Source organism: Aquabacterium olei, assembly GCF_003100395.1.
Lineage (GTDB): Bacteria > Pseudomonadota > Gammaproteobacteria > Burkholderiales > Burkholderiaceae_C > Aquabacterium > Aquabacterium olei.
Genome location: NZ_CP029210.1, coordinates 860,141 through 878,239 on the forward strand (window position 1 = coordinate 860,141; position 18,099 = coordinate 878,239).

Annotated in this window: 17 protein-coding genes; 7 read left to right on the top strand and 10 right to left on the bottom strand. The window is 69.0% G+C overall.

From position 1 onward, the window contains the following. Nucleotides 1-46: 46 nt before the first annotated feature. The 3 genes from DEH84_RS03880 to DEH84_RS03890 are packed head-to-tail and all read right to left on the bottom strand — an operon-like array spanning nucleotide 47 to nucleotide 1,435. On the bottom strand, nucleotides 47-661 hold the full coding sequence (locus tag DEH84_RS03880) for a D-sedoheptulose-7-phosphate isomerase (RefSeq protein WP_245932678.1): 615 nt from the start codon (nucleotides 659-661) through the stop codon (nucleotides 47-49). Between the two features lie 4 nt (nucleotides 662-665). Then, nucleotides 666-1,190, bottom strand: coding sequence for a hypothetical protein (locus DEH84_RS03885; RefSeq protein WP_179950612.1), 525 nt, complete (start codon nucleotides 1,188-1,190; stop codon nucleotides 666-668). After that, the gene (locus DEH84_RS03890) at nucleotides 1,187-1,435 is read right to left on the bottom strand and encodes a hypothetical protein (protein ID WP_109034932.1); all 249 of its coding nucleotides are present in this window, start codon (nucleotides 1,433-1,435) and stop codon (nucleotides 1,187-1,189) included. The genes DEH84_RS03885 and DEH84_RS03890 overlap by 4 nt, the downstream gene beginning before the upstream one ends. A 142-nt stretch (nucleotides 1,436-1,577) precedes the next feature. Here DEH84_RS03890 and DEH84_RS03895 point away from each other — a divergent pair, with 142 nt between their 5' ends. Further along, entirely contained in the window at nucleotides 1,578-1,985 is a 408-nt protein-coding gene (locus tag DEH84_RS03895) for a hypothetical protein (protein ID WP_109034934.1), read from the top strand. Between the two features lie 13 nt (nucleotides 1,986-1,998). Here DEH84_RS03895 and DEH84_RS03900 read toward each other — a convergent pair whose 3' ends face one another. Next, a complete protein-coding gene (locus tag DEH84_RS03900) occupies nucleotides 1,999-4,827 on the bottom strand; it encodes an ATP-binding cassette domain-containing protein (protein WP_109034936.1) in 2,829 nt (942 codons plus the stop codon). A gap of 155 nt (nucleotides 4,828-4,982) precedes the next feature. On the opposite strand from DEH84_RS03900, the gene DEH84_RS03905 reads away from it, so the two are divergent. The 4 genes from DEH84_RS03905 (at nucleotide 4,983) to otsB (ending at nucleotide 9,877) form a co-directional block, all read left to right on the top strand. Then, nucleotides 4,983-5,660: a PIG-L deacetylase family protein gene (locus tag DEH84_RS03905; RefSeq protein WP_159098846.1), complete on the top strand. Its 678-nt coding sequence runs from the start codon at nucleotides 4,983-4,985 to the stop codon at nucleotides 5,658-5,660. Then, nucleotides 5,650-6,567 carry a glycosyltransferase family 2 protein gene (locus DEH84_RS03910; protein WP_109034940.1) on the top strand — a complete coding sequence of 306 codons (918 nt, stop codon included), beginning with the start codon at nucleotides 5,650-5,652 and terminating at the stop codon, nucleotides 6,565-6,567. The genes DEH84_RS03905 and DEH84_RS03910 overlap by 11 nt, the downstream gene beginning before the upstream one ends. Nucleotides 6,568-6,660: 93 nt before the next feature. Beyond that, complete coding sequence (locus tag DEH84_RS03915) at nucleotides 6,661-9,060, top strand: alpha,alpha-trehalose-phosphate synthase (UDP-forming) (RefSeq protein ID WP_109034942.1); 2,400 nt, start codon at nucleotides 6,661-6,663, stop codon at nucleotides 9,058-9,060. Nucleotides 9,061-9,064: 4 nt separating this feature from the next. Beyond that, complete coding sequence (gene otsB, locus DEH84_RS03920; protein WP_159098847.1) at nucleotides 9,065-9,877, top strand: trehalose-phosphatase; 813 nt, start codon at nucleotides 9,065-9,067, stop codon at nucleotides 9,875-9,877. A gap of 32 nt (nucleotides 9,878-9,909) precedes the next feature. Here the strand turns inward: otsB and DEH84_RS03925 are convergent, their stop codons facing one another. Next, nucleotides 9,910-11,028, bottom strand: a complete 1,119-nt coding sequence (locus DEH84_RS03925) for a mechanosensitive ion channel family protein (RefSeq protein ID WP_109034946.1) — start codon at nucleotides 11,026-11,028, stop codon at nucleotides 9,910-9,912. A gap of 250 nt (nucleotides 11,029-11,278) precedes the next feature. Between DEH84_RS03925 and DEH84_RS19060 the strand changes: the two genes are divergently transcribed. Further along, entirely contained in the window at nucleotides 11,279-11,806 is a 528-nt protein-coding gene (locus tag DEH84_RS19060) for a hypothetical protein (RefSeq protein ID WP_159098848.1), read from the top strand. Nucleotides 11,807-11,900: 94 nt separating this feature from the next. Further along, nucleotides 11,901-12,401 (top strand): pyridoxamine 5'-phosphate oxidase family protein, encoded by a 501-nt coding sequence (locus DEH84_RS03935; RefSeq protein ID WP_109034950.1) that lies wholly within the window; start codon nucleotides 11,901-11,903, stop codon nucleotides 12,399-12,401. An 18-nt stretch (nucleotides 12,402-12,419) separates the two neighbouring features. Here the strand turns inward: DEH84_RS03935 and DEH84_RS03940 are convergent, their stop codons facing one another. The 5 genes from DEH84_RS03940 to DEH84_RS03960 form a co-directional block, all read right to left on the bottom strand. Then, complete coding sequence (locus DEH84_RS03940; protein WP_179950613.1) at nucleotides 12,420-13,397, bottom strand: DUF6976 family protein; 978 nt, start codon at nucleotides 13,395-13,397, stop codon at nucleotides 12,420-12,422. An 8-nt stretch (nucleotides 13,398-13,405) separates the two neighbouring features. After that, complete coding sequence (locus DEH84_RS03945) at nucleotides 13,406-13,621, bottom strand: hypothetical protein (protein WP_109034954.1); 216 nt, start codon at nucleotides 13,619-13,621, stop codon at nucleotides 13,406-13,408. A gap of 164 nt (nucleotides 13,622-13,785) precedes the next feature. Further along, a complete protein-coding gene (locus DEH84_RS03950) occupies nucleotides 13,786-14,550 on the bottom strand; it encodes a hypothetical protein (RefSeq protein WP_109034956.1) in 765 nt (254 codons plus the stop codon). 108 nt (nucleotides 14,551-14,658) lie between these two features. Beyond that, complete coding sequence (locus DEH84_RS03955; protein WP_109034958.1) at nucleotides 14,659-15,558, bottom strand: DMT family transporter; 900 nt, start codon at nucleotides 15,556-15,558, stop codon at nucleotides 14,659-14,661. Between the two features lie 34 nt (nucleotides 15,559-15,592). Then, on the bottom strand, nucleotides 15,593-17,896 hold the full coding sequence (locus tag DEH84_RS03960; protein ID WP_109034960.1) for an NADP-dependent malic enzyme: 2,304 nt from the start codon (nucleotides 17,894-17,896) through the stop codon (nucleotides 15,593-15,595). Nucleotides 17,897-18,099 lie beyond the last annotated feature (203 nt).

Sequence of the window (18,099 nt, forward strand, 5' to 3'; positions counted from 1 at the left end):
AAGGGAACGGACCCCATGCGGCAAGCAGCGTGCCTTGTCGACCGTTTCACCCATGTCCCAGCTGGATTTCGATGAGCCCGCACAGCGCGTGCACGATGAAACCGTGGGCTTCCTGGATCCGGGCGGTCGCGGTGTGCGGCACCGCGATGACGTGGTCGCACGCCTCGGCGAGGAGGTTGCCTTCACGCTGGCCGGTCAGCCCGATCGTGGTCAGGCCGCGTGTGCGGCCCTCCCGCATGGCCGCCAGCACATTGGGTGAGCGACCGGACGTGGACAGGCCCACCAGGCAGTCACCCGGCACGCCGAGTGCGGCCACCTGGCGCGCAAAGACGTGCTCGAAGCCGTAGTCGTTACCGATGCAGCTCAGCAGGGCGCCACTGCCGCTCAATGCGACCGCCGCCAGGGCAGGGCGGTCGTGCAGGAAGCGGCCGGCCAGTTCGGCAGCAAAGTGCTCCGCGTCGGCAGCGGATCCGCCGTTGCCACACAGCAGGAGCTTGTTGCCACGGCGCAGGGCGTCCGCGATTCGCTCGGCGGTCTGCTCGATCGCACCGCCCAGCCCGTGAAGCTGGGCAAACAGCTGCTGGTGCTCCTGCAGGGCGCGCTGCAGGTAGCTGGCGAGATCCGGCCGTCTTTCCGCTGCCAAGGGAGAGGGGATGGTCACAAGCTCATCCAATGAGCTCGACAGGGCGTGTGGGCGTGGTGTGTTCGTGGCCACGGGTCGGCACCTCGATCACGCCGTCCTGAAGCCAGCCCGCGTGGCGGTCCTTGCAGGCCGCCCGGATCTGCGCGGCAATGGCCAGACCGAACGCTTCGTCGAACCAGGGCTGCGCGCCGCTGACCCCGACCACGATGCCGTCGAGGCAGATCCCGCCGGTCAGCAGGGTGTCGCCGGGCTGCAGCAGGTGCGGATGGTGGGTCTGCACTTCGGTGCCATCCAGGCCCGTTTCCCAACTCAGGCGGGCTTTGCCGCGTGCAAAGGCGGTGTAGTCGGCGTCGCGCGCCGCCACATCCCCGAGGGCGTGTTCAAGCAGGATGGCTTCTTCGAAGGCGACATCACCGGGCCGCTTGCCCGGGTGCATCACCACCACGTGCATGAAGCCGGCGCCACACACGGCGTGGTCACGCAGGCCGGCTTCGAGCATGGGCAGCGTGCGCTGCAAGGCCTGACGGGCGAGTTCGTGGTCGATCATGGTTTGCAGGGTGGGTTGGCCCCGGGCTGGAGCGTCCAGTCCTTGGGGTTTTCGGTGGATTGCAGCAGCGCATGCGTGTGCATGGCCGCGCTGGGAGAGATGGGGTCGCTGGCCGGGAAGGTCTGGTCGAGCGCGTCGTCCAGCAGTTCCTGGTAGGTGGGGACGCGGTCCTGCTTGCGCGTGCAGCAGCCGTCCAGGCGGCGCGCTTCGCGTTGTTCCGCGGTCTCGGCGGGCAGCGTGGGCATGTCGGGCTCCTCAGCTCAGTGCAGCACGCCGTGCGGCAAGTGGCATGCCTGTCAGAGGCTCCGGATCACGAGGGCATGCCGCTTGCCGAACTTCTGACCGGCCGCCGAAGGCCGTATCGAGCCCTGCCACTGGAGACCGTTCATGTTCGCCTTGCCTTCCGCTTCCCGCCAAGCCTTGCCCCACGCACCCATCTTTCCGCCCCTGCCGCTGGATGAGACCCCCGGGGTGCCGACGTCGGGGCCCGCCCCGCTGTACTGTCCGCACCGCGTGCCGCGCACCGCCTGGCGAACGGCCGACGGCCTGTGGATGGCAGGCGGACAGAGCATCGGCCACGGCCCGGGTGCCGGCGGCAACGAGGGCACGGCCGAAGACCGCGGCACGGGCGCCAAGGGGTCCAACCTCACGCGCAGTGATGGCGGGCCGTCGGGCGACGACATCAAGGGCCCGGGCAACAGCGGTCCGGACGGTGGCCCCATCCGCAACGACAAGGACGACCCGCTTCTGGGGGGCACCCAGGGGGGGCCCGCGCAACCCCGTCGCCCCAGCTGACCGCTTGCAAGACTTACGACCTGTGGTCGTTGTTGCCGGTAACTGACCCGTCGCCGTTCTGCGGGGGAATCGCCGGCCCGCCGGCGGTCAGGCGGGCGAGGGTGTCGATCAACTCGCCGGGCTGAGCCGGCTTCACGAGGTGCGCCTGGAAGCCGCTCATCAGGGAGCGCATGCGGTCGGCCGGCTCGGACAGCCCGCTCAACGCGATGGCCGGCACCCGTTCGTGCAGCGGCACCTCGCGTTCGTCTTCGATCTGGCGGATGCGGCGGATCACCTGGTGGCCGTCTTCGGTGCCCAGGTCGATGTCACACAGCACCGCCCTTGGCCAGCCCGAGGCCGGCGTCTCTGTCAGCCAGGCGAGCGCGCCACTGCCGGTGTCGAACGGCGCCACGCGCGCGCCCTCTGCCGACAGCAGCATCACCAGCGATTCGAGCGCGTCGGGCAGGTCGTCGATGGCAAGAATGTCCAGCCCCTCCAGCGCGCCCCGCCCCGGGGCGGCCAGGGCGGCGCGTGTCTCGCCGGGCAACGGAGCGGGCTGGGGCATGGTGGCCTCCAGAGGCCGTGCGGACAGGGCCAGCAGGGGCAATTCGATCACATGGCGCGGCCCGTGCATGGAACTGGGAGGATCAGACTGGAAGCGCCCCCCCTGGCGCTCGATCACCGCCCGCAGCGCGACCGGGTCGAGCGTCACGGGGGGCATGGGCAGCGCGCCGGCAGGCAGGGGCGCCCGGTCGTCACTGACGGCGGGCAGCAGGCCTTCGGTGATGGCGAGGCGGGCGTGCGCCTGGCTGCGCTCCAGCCGCAGAGCCAGCCGGCCACCCGGCGGCACCGTCAGGATGGCGCGCATGCACAGCTGACCGATGGCCTGGGCCAGCGAGCTGGGGTCACCGACCACGCGGGCGTCCTCGAACGCGATGTCGGCATAGAGCTTGATGTGACGGGACTCGATGGCGTCGCGCAGGCCGTCGAGTACGCCCATCAGCAGCACCGCCAGATGGATGGGCTGGCGCGCCAGCTCGTGCTCCAGCCGTTCGACCTGCTGCTGCTGGCGTTGCAGGCGCCACAGTTGCGCATACAGCCCGTCATGGGCCAGCAACTCGTCATGGCGGCCCCGCTCGACGATGCGGCCCTTGTCCATCACGATGATGAGGTCGGCATCGACGATGGTCGACAGGCGGTGGGCGATCACGAGCGTCGTGCGGCCGTGCGCGATGCGGTCCAACTCGGCCTGGATGGCGCGTTCCGAGCGTGCGTCGAGCGCCGAAGTGGCCTCGTCCAGCACGATGATGGGCGGGTTTTTCAGAAAGGCGCGTGCGATGGCGATGCGCTGGCGTTCACCCCCCGAGAGGGTCAGGCCCCGTTCGCCCACCGAGGTCTCGTACTGCTGGGGCAGCGACTCGATCAGCTCGTGCACCTGCGCGGCCTTGGCCGCTTCGATCACGTCCGCCAGACTCGCACCCAGGCGGCCGTAGCCGATGTTGTGCGCGACGGTGTCGTTGAACAGCGTGGTGTCCTGGGGCACGACGCCAATGGCCCGGCGCAGCGTCGCCATGCGCACGCTGCGGATGTCCTGGCCGTCGATGGTGATGCGACCTTTGCCCACATCGTGCAGACGCAGCAGCAGGCGGGCGAGCGTCGACTTGCCCGAGCCGCTGCCGCCGACCACGGCCACCGTCTGGCCCGCGCCGATGTGAAAGCTCACGTCCTGCAGGATGGGGCGACCGGGCTCGTAGGCAAAATCGACGTGTTCGAAATGGATGCTGCCGCCTTCGATGGTGAGGTCCTTGCTCTCGGGCGCATCCTCGATGTCGGGCCGCTGGGCCAGCAGGTCCAGCAGCTTCTCCGTGTTCACCAGCGCATCGCGCGCCTCGCGGAACACGAAGCCCAGTGCATTGAGGGGCAGACAGATCTGAAGGATGTAGGCGTTGACGAGCACCAGGTCGCCCACCGTCAGGGTGCCTTGCACGGTCTGCTCGCCCGCCAGCAGCATCACCAGCGCCACCCCGATCGCGATGATCACGCCCTGGCCGATGTGCAGCGTCGACAGGGCCTTTTGATTGGCGACGCCCTGTTCCACCCACTGGCTCAGCACGCCGGCGTAACGTTGCCGCTCGTGGCCTTCGCGGGCGTGCAGCTTGATGGCCTCGTAGTTCAGCAGGCCGTCCACCATGCGGCCATGCGCGGCCGAGTCGACCTCGTTGACGCGGCGCTGGCGCACCTCGCGGCGCTGCGTCATCAGGGTGGTGTACGTGCCGTAGGCGACGAAGGTGGCCATGATCACGACGGTGAACCAGACGCTGTAGCCGACGGACATGACCACCAGCACCGCGCCGAATTCCACCAACGTGGGCACCACCGTGAACAGCCCGGCGCCCAACAGAAAGCCGATGCCGCCGGTGCCCCGCTCCAGGTCGCGGATCAGGGCGCCGGTCTGCCGCTGCGCATGAAAGCGGGGGGTGAGGTCCAGCAGGTGGGCAAACGCCCGCTCGGCGTAGGACGTCACCACCCCCAGCGTGACCCGCGAGAAGACCAGGTCGCGCAACTCGGTGAACAGGGTGCCGGCAAAGCGCAGTGCGGCATAACCCAGCAGCATGAAGACCGGCAGGACAAGCACGGCATGCGGCGCCTGCAGCGCGTCGCCGGCCTGGGCCGAACCCGCCGCTGCCAGGTTCTCGGGCCGGCTGAAGCGGTCGACGATGGCCTTGAGCAGCAGGGGCACGAGCACGGCCGTCACCTTGGCGGCCACCAGCAGGAAGATGGCCGCGGCGGTTCGACGCCAGCGGGGCTTGACGGCGTTCCACAGGATGGGGAGGACAGCCCGGAGGCCGCCACTGCTGTTCATGCGCAAGAAGTCCTTTCTTCCGGGCAGAGCCCCGAGCTGCAATGGGTGGGTGGCGTGCTGCGGGAGCACCTGGCGTGCCCGCCTGTGACCGGGAACGCCGCTTGCCACCCGGATGCATCACGTCACCTCCGAGTCGTTTCGTTGCAGCCCCCGCCATGGTCATCCTCTCTCCCCACCCCGACGACGCCGTCTTCTCGTGCGGGCACCTGCTTGCCAACCGCCCCGACAGCACGGTCGTCACCGTGTTTGCCGGGCTGCCCGAGGAGGACAGCCCCCTGACGGATTGGGACGAGCGTTGCGGCTTCATCAGCGGCCGCGTCGCCATGCAGACCCGCCGCGACGAAGACGCCCAGGCGCTCGGGCTGCTCGGCGTGACCCCGATGTGGCTGGACTTTCTCGACGCGCAGTACGGCAGCAGCCCTTCGCCCCATGAACTCGGTGAGGCCCTGCTGGACACCCTGCGCACGCTGGATGACCCGCCGGTGGTGCTCCCGATGGGCCTGTTTCACTCCGACCACCTTCTGGTGCACGAAGCCGCGTTGTGGGCCTTGCGGCGCAGCGTGACGAACTGGACCGTGCACCTGTACGAAGACATCCCCTATCGCCGCCTGCCCGGCCTGCTTCAGCAGCGCTTGCAGACGCTGGCCACACTGGGCCTGGAGGCCACCCCCTCGACCATGGTGGTCAGCCCCGTCGAGCGCCTGAAGGCCCGAGCGGTGTCGAGTTACGTCAGCCAGCTGCGGGCGCTGGGCGCTGAGGGGCTGTCGGACCTGACACGGCCCGAACGGCTGTGGGACCTGCAGGGTGCGTGTGGAGGCGTCGATGGCAGCTGAGGCGCTGGTGACCGTGGTGGTGCTGACACATCAGCGTTCGGCGGAATTGCGGCGCACCCTGGCGCATCTGCGCCGTCTGCCGGAGCGCCCGGCCATCGTCGTGGTCGACAGCGGCTCGTGCACGCGCGATGCCCGGGCGAACCGGGAGGCTGCCGCCGAGGTCGGGGCCCTGCTGGTGCGCGTGACGCGCCACCTCGGGGCCGCGGCCCGCAACGCCGGGGTGGCGCAGGTCCGCACGCCCTATGTGGCCTTCTGCGACGACGACACGTGGTGGGCCCCCGGTGCCCTGCAGCGGGCCGTGGAGGTCATGGCCTCGTGTCCGTCGGTGGGGCTCATCAACGGCCAGGTGCGCGTCGGACCCGAGCAGCGGCCCGACCCCCGGTGCACACGCATGGCGCAGAGCCCGCTCGATCGCATCGGGCTGCCTGGCCCGGCCATCCTGTCCTTCGTGGCCGGGGCCGTGGTGATGCGCACGCAGGCCTTCAAGGAGGCCGGCGGCTATGAGCCCCGCCTCTTTCACGGAGCCGAAGAGCGGTTGATGGGCCTGGACCTTGCCACGCTGGGTTGGGACATGGTCTACGTCCCGGATGCGGTGGTGCACCACCATCCCGCGCCACCCCGGCAGTCTGGGGAGCGTCGCCTTCTCGCGGTTCGTAACCGCCTGTGGATTGCCGCCATGCGTCTGCCGTGGCCGGATGCATTTCGCGAAGTGCGGCACATCTTGCGGCAAGCCAGCGCGCAAGGTGTGGGGGCGTCGGTGCTGTGGCGCGCGGTCACCGGCCTGCCTTGGGCTTTGTGGCATCGACAGCGTGTTCCCGCCGACGTGGTGCGCATGCACCGCCTTCTTCGTGGCGACGCCGACCCCAGGCACGCCGTTTGCCCGAAAGGCATGCCGCGTGTGGGGTGAAACCACCGCGCTCGACCCTGAAACCTGACCTTGCCGGAGCTGCATGTGACCGTGACCTCGTCCTGGCGGACCCGACTCTCCGCCGTCCAGCGAATGCTGCGCCTCAGCCTGGCTTTCATCGTCCCGCTGGTGGTGGTGCTGGGCGTGCTGGGTGTGCTGTCGATGCAGGTCAGCGGCCCGTTGCTGCAGGGCTGGACCCAGCGCGAGCTCGACGAGCGTGCCGGCCTGGTCAGCAAGGCGTTGCACGGCGCGATCATGCTCTCGCTCGAAGAGGGCAACCAGTCCGAGCTCAGCCAGCAGATCGAAAGCCTGACGGAAGACGAGCGGCTGTACGCGATTGCCGTGTGCACTTCGCCGAATGCCGTGCTGGCGGCCAGCCGCAATTACCCGGCCGAGCTGGCCTGCGCCGAAGGGCGCGACGCCACCACCCGCGTCGGCCCCGCCATGGCCCGTTGGCTGTCGCAGATGCATGTGCGGCGCATCGATCTGCCGGTCGCGCCGGCCGCAGGGGGCGGACTGGTGTCGGATGCTGCCCCGGACGGTGGCCACGTGACGCTGGTGGTGATGCAGAACCCGGCGGAGGCGGGCCGCCGCGACCAGCAGGCCCGCAACTACCTCACCATGCTGTTCGTCGGCCTGGGTGTGGTGCTGGCGCTGCTCTTCATCACCGTCGCCAACTGGGGCTGGCGGCACTGGATCAACGGCGTGCGCCGCGTGCTGAGCGATGGTGGCCAGGCGGCCGCGCTGGGGCGGGCCTCACCCGAGATCCAGCCGCTGCTGCCCGACCTGCGCCGCCTGCTGCGCAGCGTGCACGAAGACCGCCGCATCCTCAAGGACACCACCATCGAATGGCGTCCCGAAACCCTCAAGCTGCTGTTGCGCGAGCACCTGTCGGGCGATGAGGTGATCGTGGTCTCGAACCGCGAGCCCTACATCCACCAGCGCAATGAAGACGGCACCATCCGCGTGCAACGTCCGGCCAGCGGCCTGGTGACGGCGGTGGAGCCGGTGATGCGGGCCTGCTCGGGGACCTGGGTGGCCCATGGCAGTGGCAGCGCCGACGCCGATGTGGTCGATGCGCGCTCACGGGTGCGGGTGCCGCCCATTCCCGAAGGCGGCGAGCCGCTGCACGATGCCTACACCCTGCGTCGTGTCTGGCTGTCGGCCGAAGAAGAGCGCGGCTACTACTATGGCTTTGCCAACGAGGGCCTGTGGCCGCTGTGTCACATCGCCCACGTGCGGCCGGTGTTCCGCGAGGAAGACTGGCAGCAGTACCGTGCCGTCAACGCCCGATTTGCCGATGCCGTGGCCGACGAAGCCCGCACGGACAACCCCGTCGTGCTGGTACAGGACTATCACTTTGCCCTGCTGCCGCGCATGCTGCGCGCCCGTCTGCCACGCGCCACGATCATCACCTTCTGGCACATCCCATGGCCCAACCCCGAGTCGTTCGGCATCTGCCCTTGGGCGCGCGAGATCCTCGAAGGCATGCTGGGCAGCACCATCCTCGGTTTCCACACGCCCTACCACTGCCAGAACTTCATGGCCACGGTCGATCGCTTCCTGGAGGCCCGCATCACGCAGGAGGATCAGTCGGTGAGCTTCATGGGTCAGCGCACGCAGGTGCGCGACTATCCGATCTCGATCCCGTGGCACCCGCCTGCCGACGACGCGCTCTCCCGGGCACAAGCCGACCAGAGCGCGCTGCGCGAGGCCATGGGCCTGTCGCCTGAACACCGTCTGGCCATCGGGGTGGACCGACTCGACTACACCAAGGGCATCGTCGAACGCATGCTGGCTGTCGAGCGCCTGCTGGATCGCCATCCCATGTGGCTGGGGCGCTTTTCGCTCGTGCAGATTGCGGCACCGACGCGATCGAGCCTGGAGGCCTACAGTGCGCTCGATCACCGGGTGCGCGAAGAGGCCCGGCGCATCAACGCCTGGGCCGCCGAGCGGGCACCGGGCACGCCGCCACCCATCATCCTGCTCATCGAGCAGCACGACAGCGAATCGGTGCGCCGCCATTACCGTGCATGCGAGATCGCGATGGTCACCAGCCTGCATGACGGCATGAACCTGGTGGCCAAGGAGTACGTGGCGGCCCGCGAGACCGGCGACGGCGTGCTCATCCTCAGTCGCTTTGCCGGCGCGGCCAGCGAGCTGCACGAGGCCCTGGTCGTGAACCCCTATCACATCGAGGAAACCGCCGATGCGCTGGCCAAGGCGCTGACCATGCACCCCGCCGAGCAGCGCGAGCGCATGCGGGCCATGCGCACCCGCCTGGCCGACTTCAACATCTACCGCTGGGCGGGCCGCATGCTGCTGGATGCGGCGGACGAGCGGCAACGAGCCCGCGTGCAGGACCGCATCGTGCAGGTATCCGGCGTCGTGGCACCCGAAGGCCTGTTCCGTGCGCCCTGGCGTGCGCGGCAGGCGGCCAACGGAGGGTCGCCGGCGGCGGCCGAGCGAGGCAAGCGTGCGCACAAGGTCTGACACCATGGCTCCCTGGCTGCTCGATCCTCGACACCGCGCGATGCTGGACGACTGGCTGGGCCCCAGCACGCTGTTCGCGTTCGACTTCGATGGCACGCTGGCCCCCATCGTGGACGACCCTGCCGAGGCAAGGATGTCGCCCGCCACGTGGACGCAGCTGGACCGCCTCGCGCGGCTGGCCCCGGTGGCCGTCGTGTCCGGTCGCGCCCGCGAGGACCTGACCGCCCGGGTGCCGCCCGCCGTGGGCTACCTGATCGGCAACCATGGCAACGAAGGGCTGCCGGGTGGCGACGCGGACACGCGCGAGCGACGTCACATCTGCGCCTTCTGGGAAAGCCGTCTGCGCGAAGACGCCTCGTTGTGGCGTGCGGCTCAGGGCGCGCAGATCGAGAACAAGGGCCTGACGCTGTCCCTGCACTATCGGCACTGCGAGAACCCCGCATGGGGCCGCTCGCTGCTGCTGGCGCGGGCCACGCGGCTTGTGCCCGTGCCGCGCATCATCCGCGGGCATGCCGTGTTCAACCTGCTGCCGCCGGGTACCGTCACCAAGCGGGAGGCACTCGAGGCCCTGATGCGGCACACGCGCTGCGAGCGCCTGGTCGTGTTTGGCGACGACGTCACCGACGAGCTGGCCTTCCGTGACGCGCCCGACAACTGGCTGACGGTGCGCGTGGGCGCCAGCATGGACACGGCCGCGCGCTACCACCTGGAAAGCGTCGAGGAAATGGGCTGGCTGGTCGGGCATGCCGTGGGGTGCTGCCACCACGCGGCGCAGGACGAGCCCGAACCGCAGCAAGGCCAGCAGCAGCGCCGCTGAGGCGGGGCCTCTCTCGCCGCGGGCCTCCGTGCTCAGGCGGTGGGGGCCACCTCTCGGCGCAAGGCGGCCGGTGGGGCAGGGCCTTCCTCCCCGGCGCCGCCGTCCCGCAATTCGGCCCGCACGCGAGGCAGGCACTCGGGCCAACGATCCTGCACCAGCTGGATGAGGCTTTCACGCACCAGGCAGCGCAGATCCCAGTTGCGGCTCGAGTCCGGCGAGCTCACCAGACAGCGGATCTGCATGGCCCGATCGCTGACGTCCACCACCTGCAGCACGCAGGCCTGGCCATCCCACAGATCGCTGCCTTCGCACAACCGGCGCAGCTCGGCGCGAAGCGGCTCCAGCGGCGTGCGGAAATCCAGCCACAGCAGCACCTGACCCGTGATGGCGGCGCTGCTGCGCGTCCAGTTCTGGAAGGGGTTCTGCGTCCACCATTCCAGTGGCACGATCAGGCGGCGCTGGTCCCAGATCTTGACGACCACATAGGTGCCCGTGATCTCTTCGATGCGGCCCCACTCGCCTTCCACCACCACGACGTCGTCCAGCCGGATGGGCTGGGTGAGGCCGATCTGCAGCCCCGCGATGAGGTTGCCCAACACCGGCCGCGCGGCCAGGCCGGCCACGATGCCGGCCAGCCCGGCCGAAGCCAGCAGACTGGTGCCGATGTGGCGCACGCTCGGAAAAGTCATCAGCGCAATCGCCACGCCGACCACGGTGATGAGGGTGACCAGCGTGCGCGTGAGGGCGGTGGTCTGCGTGCGCAGCCGGCGTGCGGACAGGTTGTCGGCATGGTCGACAGGCTGGAGCAGCGTCACGGACTGGCCCGCTGCCCGCACCGCCTGAATGACCAGCCAGGTGAGTGTGGCGATGACGGCCACGGTGAGGAACTGCCGCACGGCGCCGATGCCGACGAGCTGGTCGGGCGCGCTCGAGAGCACGACATTGAAGGCGATCAGCGGCACCAGCACGCGCATGGGGCGCCGTGTGCCCTGCTGCATCGCCTGCAGGGCCAGGGAGTGCCGGGTGGCCCGCGAGAACACGGCTTCGGCCACACGCAGGAGGACGGAAGCAATCAGGGCGGAAGCCAGCGCACTGCCAAGCTGGACCAGCCAGCGGGCTTCGTCGCTTTGCCAGGAGGAGGGGAGCAACATGGCGATCGATCAGGAAGGTGAGGGATGAACGAACGTCCGCTTCGGCAAGGGCCATGCCCGTGCAGGCCGCATGTCAGCCAGAGCCCGCAGATCGGGGGGCGCGGTGCCGATGTTGCGGCAAGGCTTGCCTGGCTTCTGGGTCACGCCGCAGGCCGGCCTTTGACCCGCGGGCCTGGGCACAACGCTTGCCGTTCAAGGGCAGGCGGCACAGCAGTGTCCTGCCGGAAACCATGTGAGAAGGACGATCAACATGACCAGACAATCAACGCTGAGCAAGACTTTGGTGGCCCTCGCCGTGGCGGTGGCTTCGGGCGCCGTGATGGCGCAATCGGCCGGGCAGTCCGGCGGAAGCACCAGCCCGTCGTCGCGCGGCACGGGCGCGGGCACCATGGACGACACCCGTGGCACGGGCGCTGGCACCGGTGCGACCGGCACGGGAACAGGCACGGGCATGGGGACCGGCACGGGCAGTGGCGGCACGACCGGCTCGGGCTCCACCTCCGGCAGCCGTGGCGGCACGCTGGATGACATGCCGGCCACAGGCGCCGGGCAGGACACGGGCAACACCGGCAGCAAGGCCACGGGTGACAGCCAGCGCAAGCAGCCGAAGCGCTCGACCAACCAGAAGCGCCGCGGCGACACGGATCCGAAGGATCCGCATCAGGTCAACGGGCCGAGCGGCACCGGGACGGGCGGCTCGACGGGGACCGGCACGGGGACTGGCACAGGCACCGGCACCGGCGGTGGCTCGGGCACGGGCTCCGGCAGCAGCCGCTGAGCAACCACATCCTCCGGCCGCATCGCGCCGTAAAGGCACCCGCTCATGTCATGAGCGGGTCATCCCATGATCCAGTGGAAAGGACAGGCATCGCATGACGGACACCACACGCCGCGCGCAGCTCTGGGAGCTGATCAAGGACATCCATTTCGGCATGTTCACGACCCGGCACGCCAACGGGCACCTGCACAGCCGGCCCATGACGACCCAGAACCGCGCCATCGACGAAGACGACAGCCTCTGGTTCTTCATGTCCGCCGGCAGCGAGACCGTGGCCGACCTGCTGCGCGACAACCAGGTCAACGTGGCCTACGCAGACCCTGCCGATCAAGCCTATGTGTCGGTTGCCGGCCAGGCCGAGATCGTGGAGGACGACGCGCGCAAGCAGGCGCTGTGGACGCGTGCAAACGAGGCCTGGTTCAAGGGCGGTCCGACCGACCCCGACCTGACCCTGGTGCGGGTGCGCATCGCCCATGCGGATTATTGGGACGCACCCGACAACCGTCTGGTGCACCTCTATGACAAGGCGGTCTCTGCCCTCACGGGCGAGCCGCCGAAGGACAAGGGCGAGCGCGGTCGCGTCGACATGCGCTGAGCCCTTGCCTGGCGGGGCTTACAGCACCCGCACGTTCACCAGCGTCTGGTTGACCAGCTGGTAGGCGATCTCGCCGAAGGTGGCGGGGCCCTGCACGCCACCGATGGCCTTGCCTTCCAGCTCGCCGAACACGAAGTTCAGGATGCAGTTGCACGACACCACGGTGCCACTCGTGTCCTGATCGGCGAGCCGGCTGCGGAAGGCCGCTGCGTAGTCGCTGACCGGGCTGGCAAAGTGGTAGTCCACACCCGGGAAGACCGGGGCGTACAGGTCCACGTGGTCGGCGTGCACCTTCTGCAGCGAGACGTTGACGTGCGCACCCGCAAAGTCGCCCACCAGCGGCAGCTGGCCATGGGCCAGACCGCGGCGGTTCACGTACTCGGCAAAGTTCACCTTCTCGCCGTTGACCTCGCACTCGCGCACGTTGAACGACGTGTCGTGGAAGCGCAGCGTGTCCTGACCATCGGGCTCGAACAGGTTGACGATGTCGACCTGCACCAGCTTGTCCTCGGGCAGCGCCACATAGGCCACCACGGCGCGGTCGGTGTGCTTGGTGGCCGTGCGGCCGTCATAGACCTTGGGGCTGGCCTTGCCCAGATCATTCAGGTGCACGCCGGCGATCCAGCCCACGGTGGGCTTCAGGAAGGCGTCCTTGTAGCTGGCGGCCTCGGCCGAGAAGCGCCGATGGGTCTCGCTGGCGGCGGGGATGATGGTCAGGGCAAAGCCGTTGTCCGGCGCATGGCCGGCAATGCCTTCCAGCTCCGACGCGCCATAGCAGGCAAGCGTCACGTTGCCCACGTCCGACAGGTCGGTCGCAAACACGCGGTCGTCCTGCACCACGGTGCCGCCTTCGGCCACCATGAAGTAGGGAATGGTGCCGGCGATCCAGTTGCCGGCCGGCAGCTTGTCGAGCGTGGCCTCGGTGCCCGCCAGGCTCAGCGCCTTGCCTTGCTGGATGAGGTCGATGGCGGCTTGAAGGGAAATCAGTTGGTTCATGGACATCCTCACAGACTGGTCAGCTGGGCAACTTCGGCAGGCAGAACCTTCTCCCATTTGGTGAAGAAGGCCTGGATCTCGGCTGCCTTGACGGGCAGCGGATCGGCGCTGCGCTCGATGCGCTTGGTCAGCAGCTGGGTGCCCAGGTGCTGGGTCTTCAGCTTGGACAGGCCTCCACTGGCCAGACGTTGCCAGCAAGGGTGGTTCGGGGCGGGAACGGCCATACACGGTCTCCTCAGGTCCACAGGGGGCGGCGATGGGTTCGCCGCTCGGTTTCAGTCCAGCTTATCGGTCATGACAAGCGGCGTTAAACCCGGAATCCCCTGATCCCGGTCTGGACCATCCGTTACCGTGACGGATCTGACGGAATGGCTGTCGGTGCGTGAGGCTAGCGGGGGGTGGCCACCGGTGCGCCCGGGAAAGCCGCCTCGGCTGGCGCCGGGCCGCCATACGTGATCACCACCTTGCGGTACACCTGCCGCGTGGCCGGGTCCAGCAGGTTCGAGACCCCGGTGTAGCGGAGCAGGCGGGTACCGCGCGCGTCATACACCAGCTCGATCGGGTCGACCAGCATGCGCAACACCGAGTCGGGTTCCACCTTCACGCGCACGGCGGCTTCGCCGTTCACGGTCTCTTCGCCCACCTTGCGGGCCCGGAAGCGGAAGCTGTCGGTGCGACCGGCCACGACCAGCGTGAAGCGCACCGTCTCGCCGGCCTGGATGCCCTTGAACTGGGCCAGCATCAGGTTGTTGAAGCCGGCATCGGCGGCGATCAGTTCGCCTTCGGGCGACAGCGCCTTGCGCTCCGTGCGGCCCTGGTCGGACTTGAACAGCGCCAGTTGCGGTGTCACGGCCGAAATGCCCTCGCTGTAGCCCTGGGCCGGCACGTCGAGCCGATAGACCGGCACCGTCCGGTTGCCCCGGAAGTCGAGGCTGCGGCGGGCCACCTCGCGGCCCTGCGCGTCGTAGTACAGCGTCTGGCCCTGCAGCAGGGCGCCGTCGGCGGTGGTCTGGTGGTCATGCACCTCGGTGTAGAGGTAGCGCTGGGTGGCCGCATCGCGTGCAAAGCCGAGCAGGCGGGCGGCCGCAGCGCCGCCATGGGCGCACAGCAGGGCCGAAACAAGCATCAAGGTCAGGGCGGGGCGAGCGGTCATGGCGGGCGTTGAAAGAGCCGGAGCGAACGGATTCTAGGAGCCCACCCGCACCGTGCACCTGGCGGCACCCGGAAAGGCCCCGCGCCGGGCCAGGGGCTTGTGCCCCGTTCAGCGAACCCGTGTCGACAGCCAGGCGCCCAGCGACACGAGCGTCAGGCCGGTCACCAGGGAGGCGGTGAGCGGCTCGCCCAGCAGCGGCACCGCGCCCAGCCCGGCCATCACCGGCACCAGGGCGACCAGCGCGCCGGTCCGCTCGGCGCCCAGCGTCTTGACCGCGTGCAGAAACAGCACCATGGCCAGGATGGCCGGGCCGAGGCCCTGGTACAGCCCCTGCAACAGCAGCATCGAAGTGGGCACGGTGTGCAGGCCCTTGGGCAGGGCCAGCGCATACACAGGCAGGAACAGCAGCGCCGAGGCGATGGTCACGAAGCGCGTGAGCAGCCAGGCGTCGTACACCCATTTGCGCACCAGCACGCTGTAGGTGGCCCAGCACAGCGAGCCGCTGAGCAGCAGCAGGTCGCCCCCGAGTGTCGAGGGCCCCTGGCCCAGCCCGGCCACCACCGGCACAGCCATGCAGGTCACGCCCAGGGCGATGGGCACCAGCGCCCACAGCCGTTGTCGTGACGGGCGCGCGCCCAGCAGGACCCACGCAATCGCCGTGACCAGAAAGGGCTGCATGCCGGGGATGAGGATGCCCCCGTGCGCGGCCGGCGCGTGCTTGAAGCCCAGGTAGACGAAGATCAGAAAGCCCAGACAGCCGATCACGGCCAGCACCCACAGCTTCGGATCCCGCCAGGTGCCTGCCGGCAGGCGCAGCGACAGCGGCAACATCACCAGCGACGCCACCCCCAGCCGCAGCGCCACGATGTCCCAGCCCGTCAGGCCGGTCTTGCCGCCGAGGCGCGACACGAGGATGAAGCCCGCCCAGATCACGACGGTGGCCAGGGCGGCGGCATAGCCGTGCCACAGGCGTGGCGCGGCGGAGGAGGGCGGGACGACGGTGCTCATGGTTGGCCGCGAGTCTGCCACGCGGCCAGCCCGCTCACTTGGTGGCGTGGGCCACGGCCACAGCCGTCATGTTGACAATGCGGCGCACCGTGGCAGACGGGTTGAGGATGTGCACGGGGGCGGCGGCGCCCAGCAGGATCGGGCCCACCGTCACGCCATTGCCACCGGTCATCTTCAGCACGTTGAACAGAATGTTGGCCGCATCCAGGTTCGGGCAGATCAGGATGTTGGCCGTGCCGTCCAGCGTCGTCTCCGGCAGCAGCTTGGTGCGCAGCGATTCGCTGAGTGCGGCGTCGCCCTGCATTTCGCCGTCGGCGGGGATGTGGGGCATGCGGGCCACGAAGATGTCGCGCGCCTGACGCATCTTCTGCGCCGACGGGCGACGGCTCGAGCCGAACATCGAGTGCGACAGGAAGGCCACGCGCGGCGGCAGGCCGAAGCGCTGCACCTCTTCCACCGCCAGCATGGCGATGTCGGCCAGCTGTTCGGCCGTGGGGTCTTCGTTGACGAAGGTGTCGGCGATGAACAGGTTGTGCTGGTCCAGGATCAGCGCGTTCAGCGCGGCCAGGCCGTGGGCGCCCGGCTTCACGCCGATCACTTCCCGCACATGGTCGAGGTGGTAGTCGTAGCGACCGATGACGCCGCAGATCATGCCGTCGGCGTCGCCCATCTTCACCAGCATGGTGGCGATCAGCGAGTTGGATCGACGCACCGCCACCTTGGCCAGCTCGGGCGTGAAGCCGTCGCGCGAACGCAGGCGGCGGTAGGCCTCGACATACTGCTTGAAGCGGTCGTCCTTGGCCGGGTTCACGATCTCGCAGTTCTCGCCCGGCTGCAGGCGCAGGCCGGCGCGCTCGATGCGGCTGGTGATGATGTCCGGACGGCCCACCAGCACCGGGAAGGCCAGGCCCTCGTCTACTGCGATCTGGGCGGCGCGCAGCACGCGGTCGTCCTCGCCCTCGGCGTAGGCGATGCGCTTGCGCGCGGCCGCCGCCTTGGCGCCCAGGAACAGCGGGCGCATGAACAGGCCCGTGTTGGTGACGAACTGCGACAGCGAATCGCGGTAGGCCTTCAGGTCGGCGATGGGGCGCGTGGCCACCCCCGAGGCGGCGGCGGCTTCGGCCACGGCCGGCGCGATGCGCAGGATCAGGCGCGAGTCGAACGGCGTCGGGATCAGGTAGTCGGGGCCGAAGCGCAGTTCGCGGCCCGGGTAGGCGGCGGCCACTTCGTCCGAGATCTCGGCCTTGGCCAGGTCGGCGATCTGGCGCACGCACGCCAGCTTCATGGCTTCGGTGATCTTCGTGGCGCCGCAATCGAGCGCGCCGCGAAAGATGTAGGGGAAGCACAGGACGTTGTTGACCTGGTTCGGGTAATCGGAGCGGCCGGTGGCGATGATGCAGTCCGGGCGCGCGGCCTTGGCCAGCTCGGGGCGGATCTCGGGCTCGGGGTTGGCCAGCGCCAGGATGATGGGCTTGTCGGCCATGGTCTTGACCATGTCGCCCGTCAGCACGCCCGGTGCCGAGCAACCCAGGAACACGTCGGCACCATCCACCACGTCTGCCAGCGTGCGGGCGGGGGTGGTCTGGCAGTAGCGGCGCTTCGATTCATCCAGCTTGGCCGCATCGGCGCGGTCGCTCTGGATCACGCCCTTGGAGTCGCACACGAAGATGTGTTCGCGCTTCACACCCAGGCCCACCATCACGTCGAGGCAGGCAATGGCCGCCGCACCGGCGCCTGACACCGCCACCTTGACCGCGCCGATGTCCTTGCCGACCAGCTCCAGGCCGTTCAGCAACGCGGCGCTCGAGATGATGGCCGTGCCATGTTGATCGTCATGGAACACGGGGATGTTCATGCGGGCCGACAACTGCTTCTCGATGTAGAAGCACTCGGGCGCCTTGATGTCTTCCAGGTTGATGCCGCCGAGCGTGGGCTCCAGCGCGGCAATGATCTCGACCAGCTTGTCCGGATCGCGCTCGGCCAGTTCGATGTCGAACACGTCGATGCCGGCGAACTTCTTGAACAGACAGCCCTTGCCTTCCATCACCGGCTTCGATGCCAGCGGGCCGATGTCGCCCAGGCCCAGCACGGCCGTGCCGTTGGTCACCACCGCAACCAGGTTGCCGCGTGACGTGAAATCGGCCGCCAGGGTCGGATCCTGTTCGATGGCCAGACAGGGGTAGGCCACGCCCGGCGAATACGCCAGAGACAGGTCGCGCTGGTTGGACAGCGGCTTGGTCGGCGTGACGGCAATCTTGCCGCGCGAAGGCAGGCGGTGGTATTCCAGCGCCGCGTCGCGCAGCGCCTGTTCGGCATCAGACAGGTTCTTGGAAGTCATGGATGAGGTCCATTCCAGGGGAAGGGCTGGGATGGTACGCCAATCCGTCACCCATTCAGGTGTCGGGTTTCACCTTGAAAGCCCCGTGTTCGCGGGCGCCTCCGCGGTTTGCCCCTAGGTCGGCACGACACATTTGACGTCATCATCCTGTGCATGGCAGAGCAGTACGAACCCACCCCGCATGGTTTGAGCCGGTTCAGGCG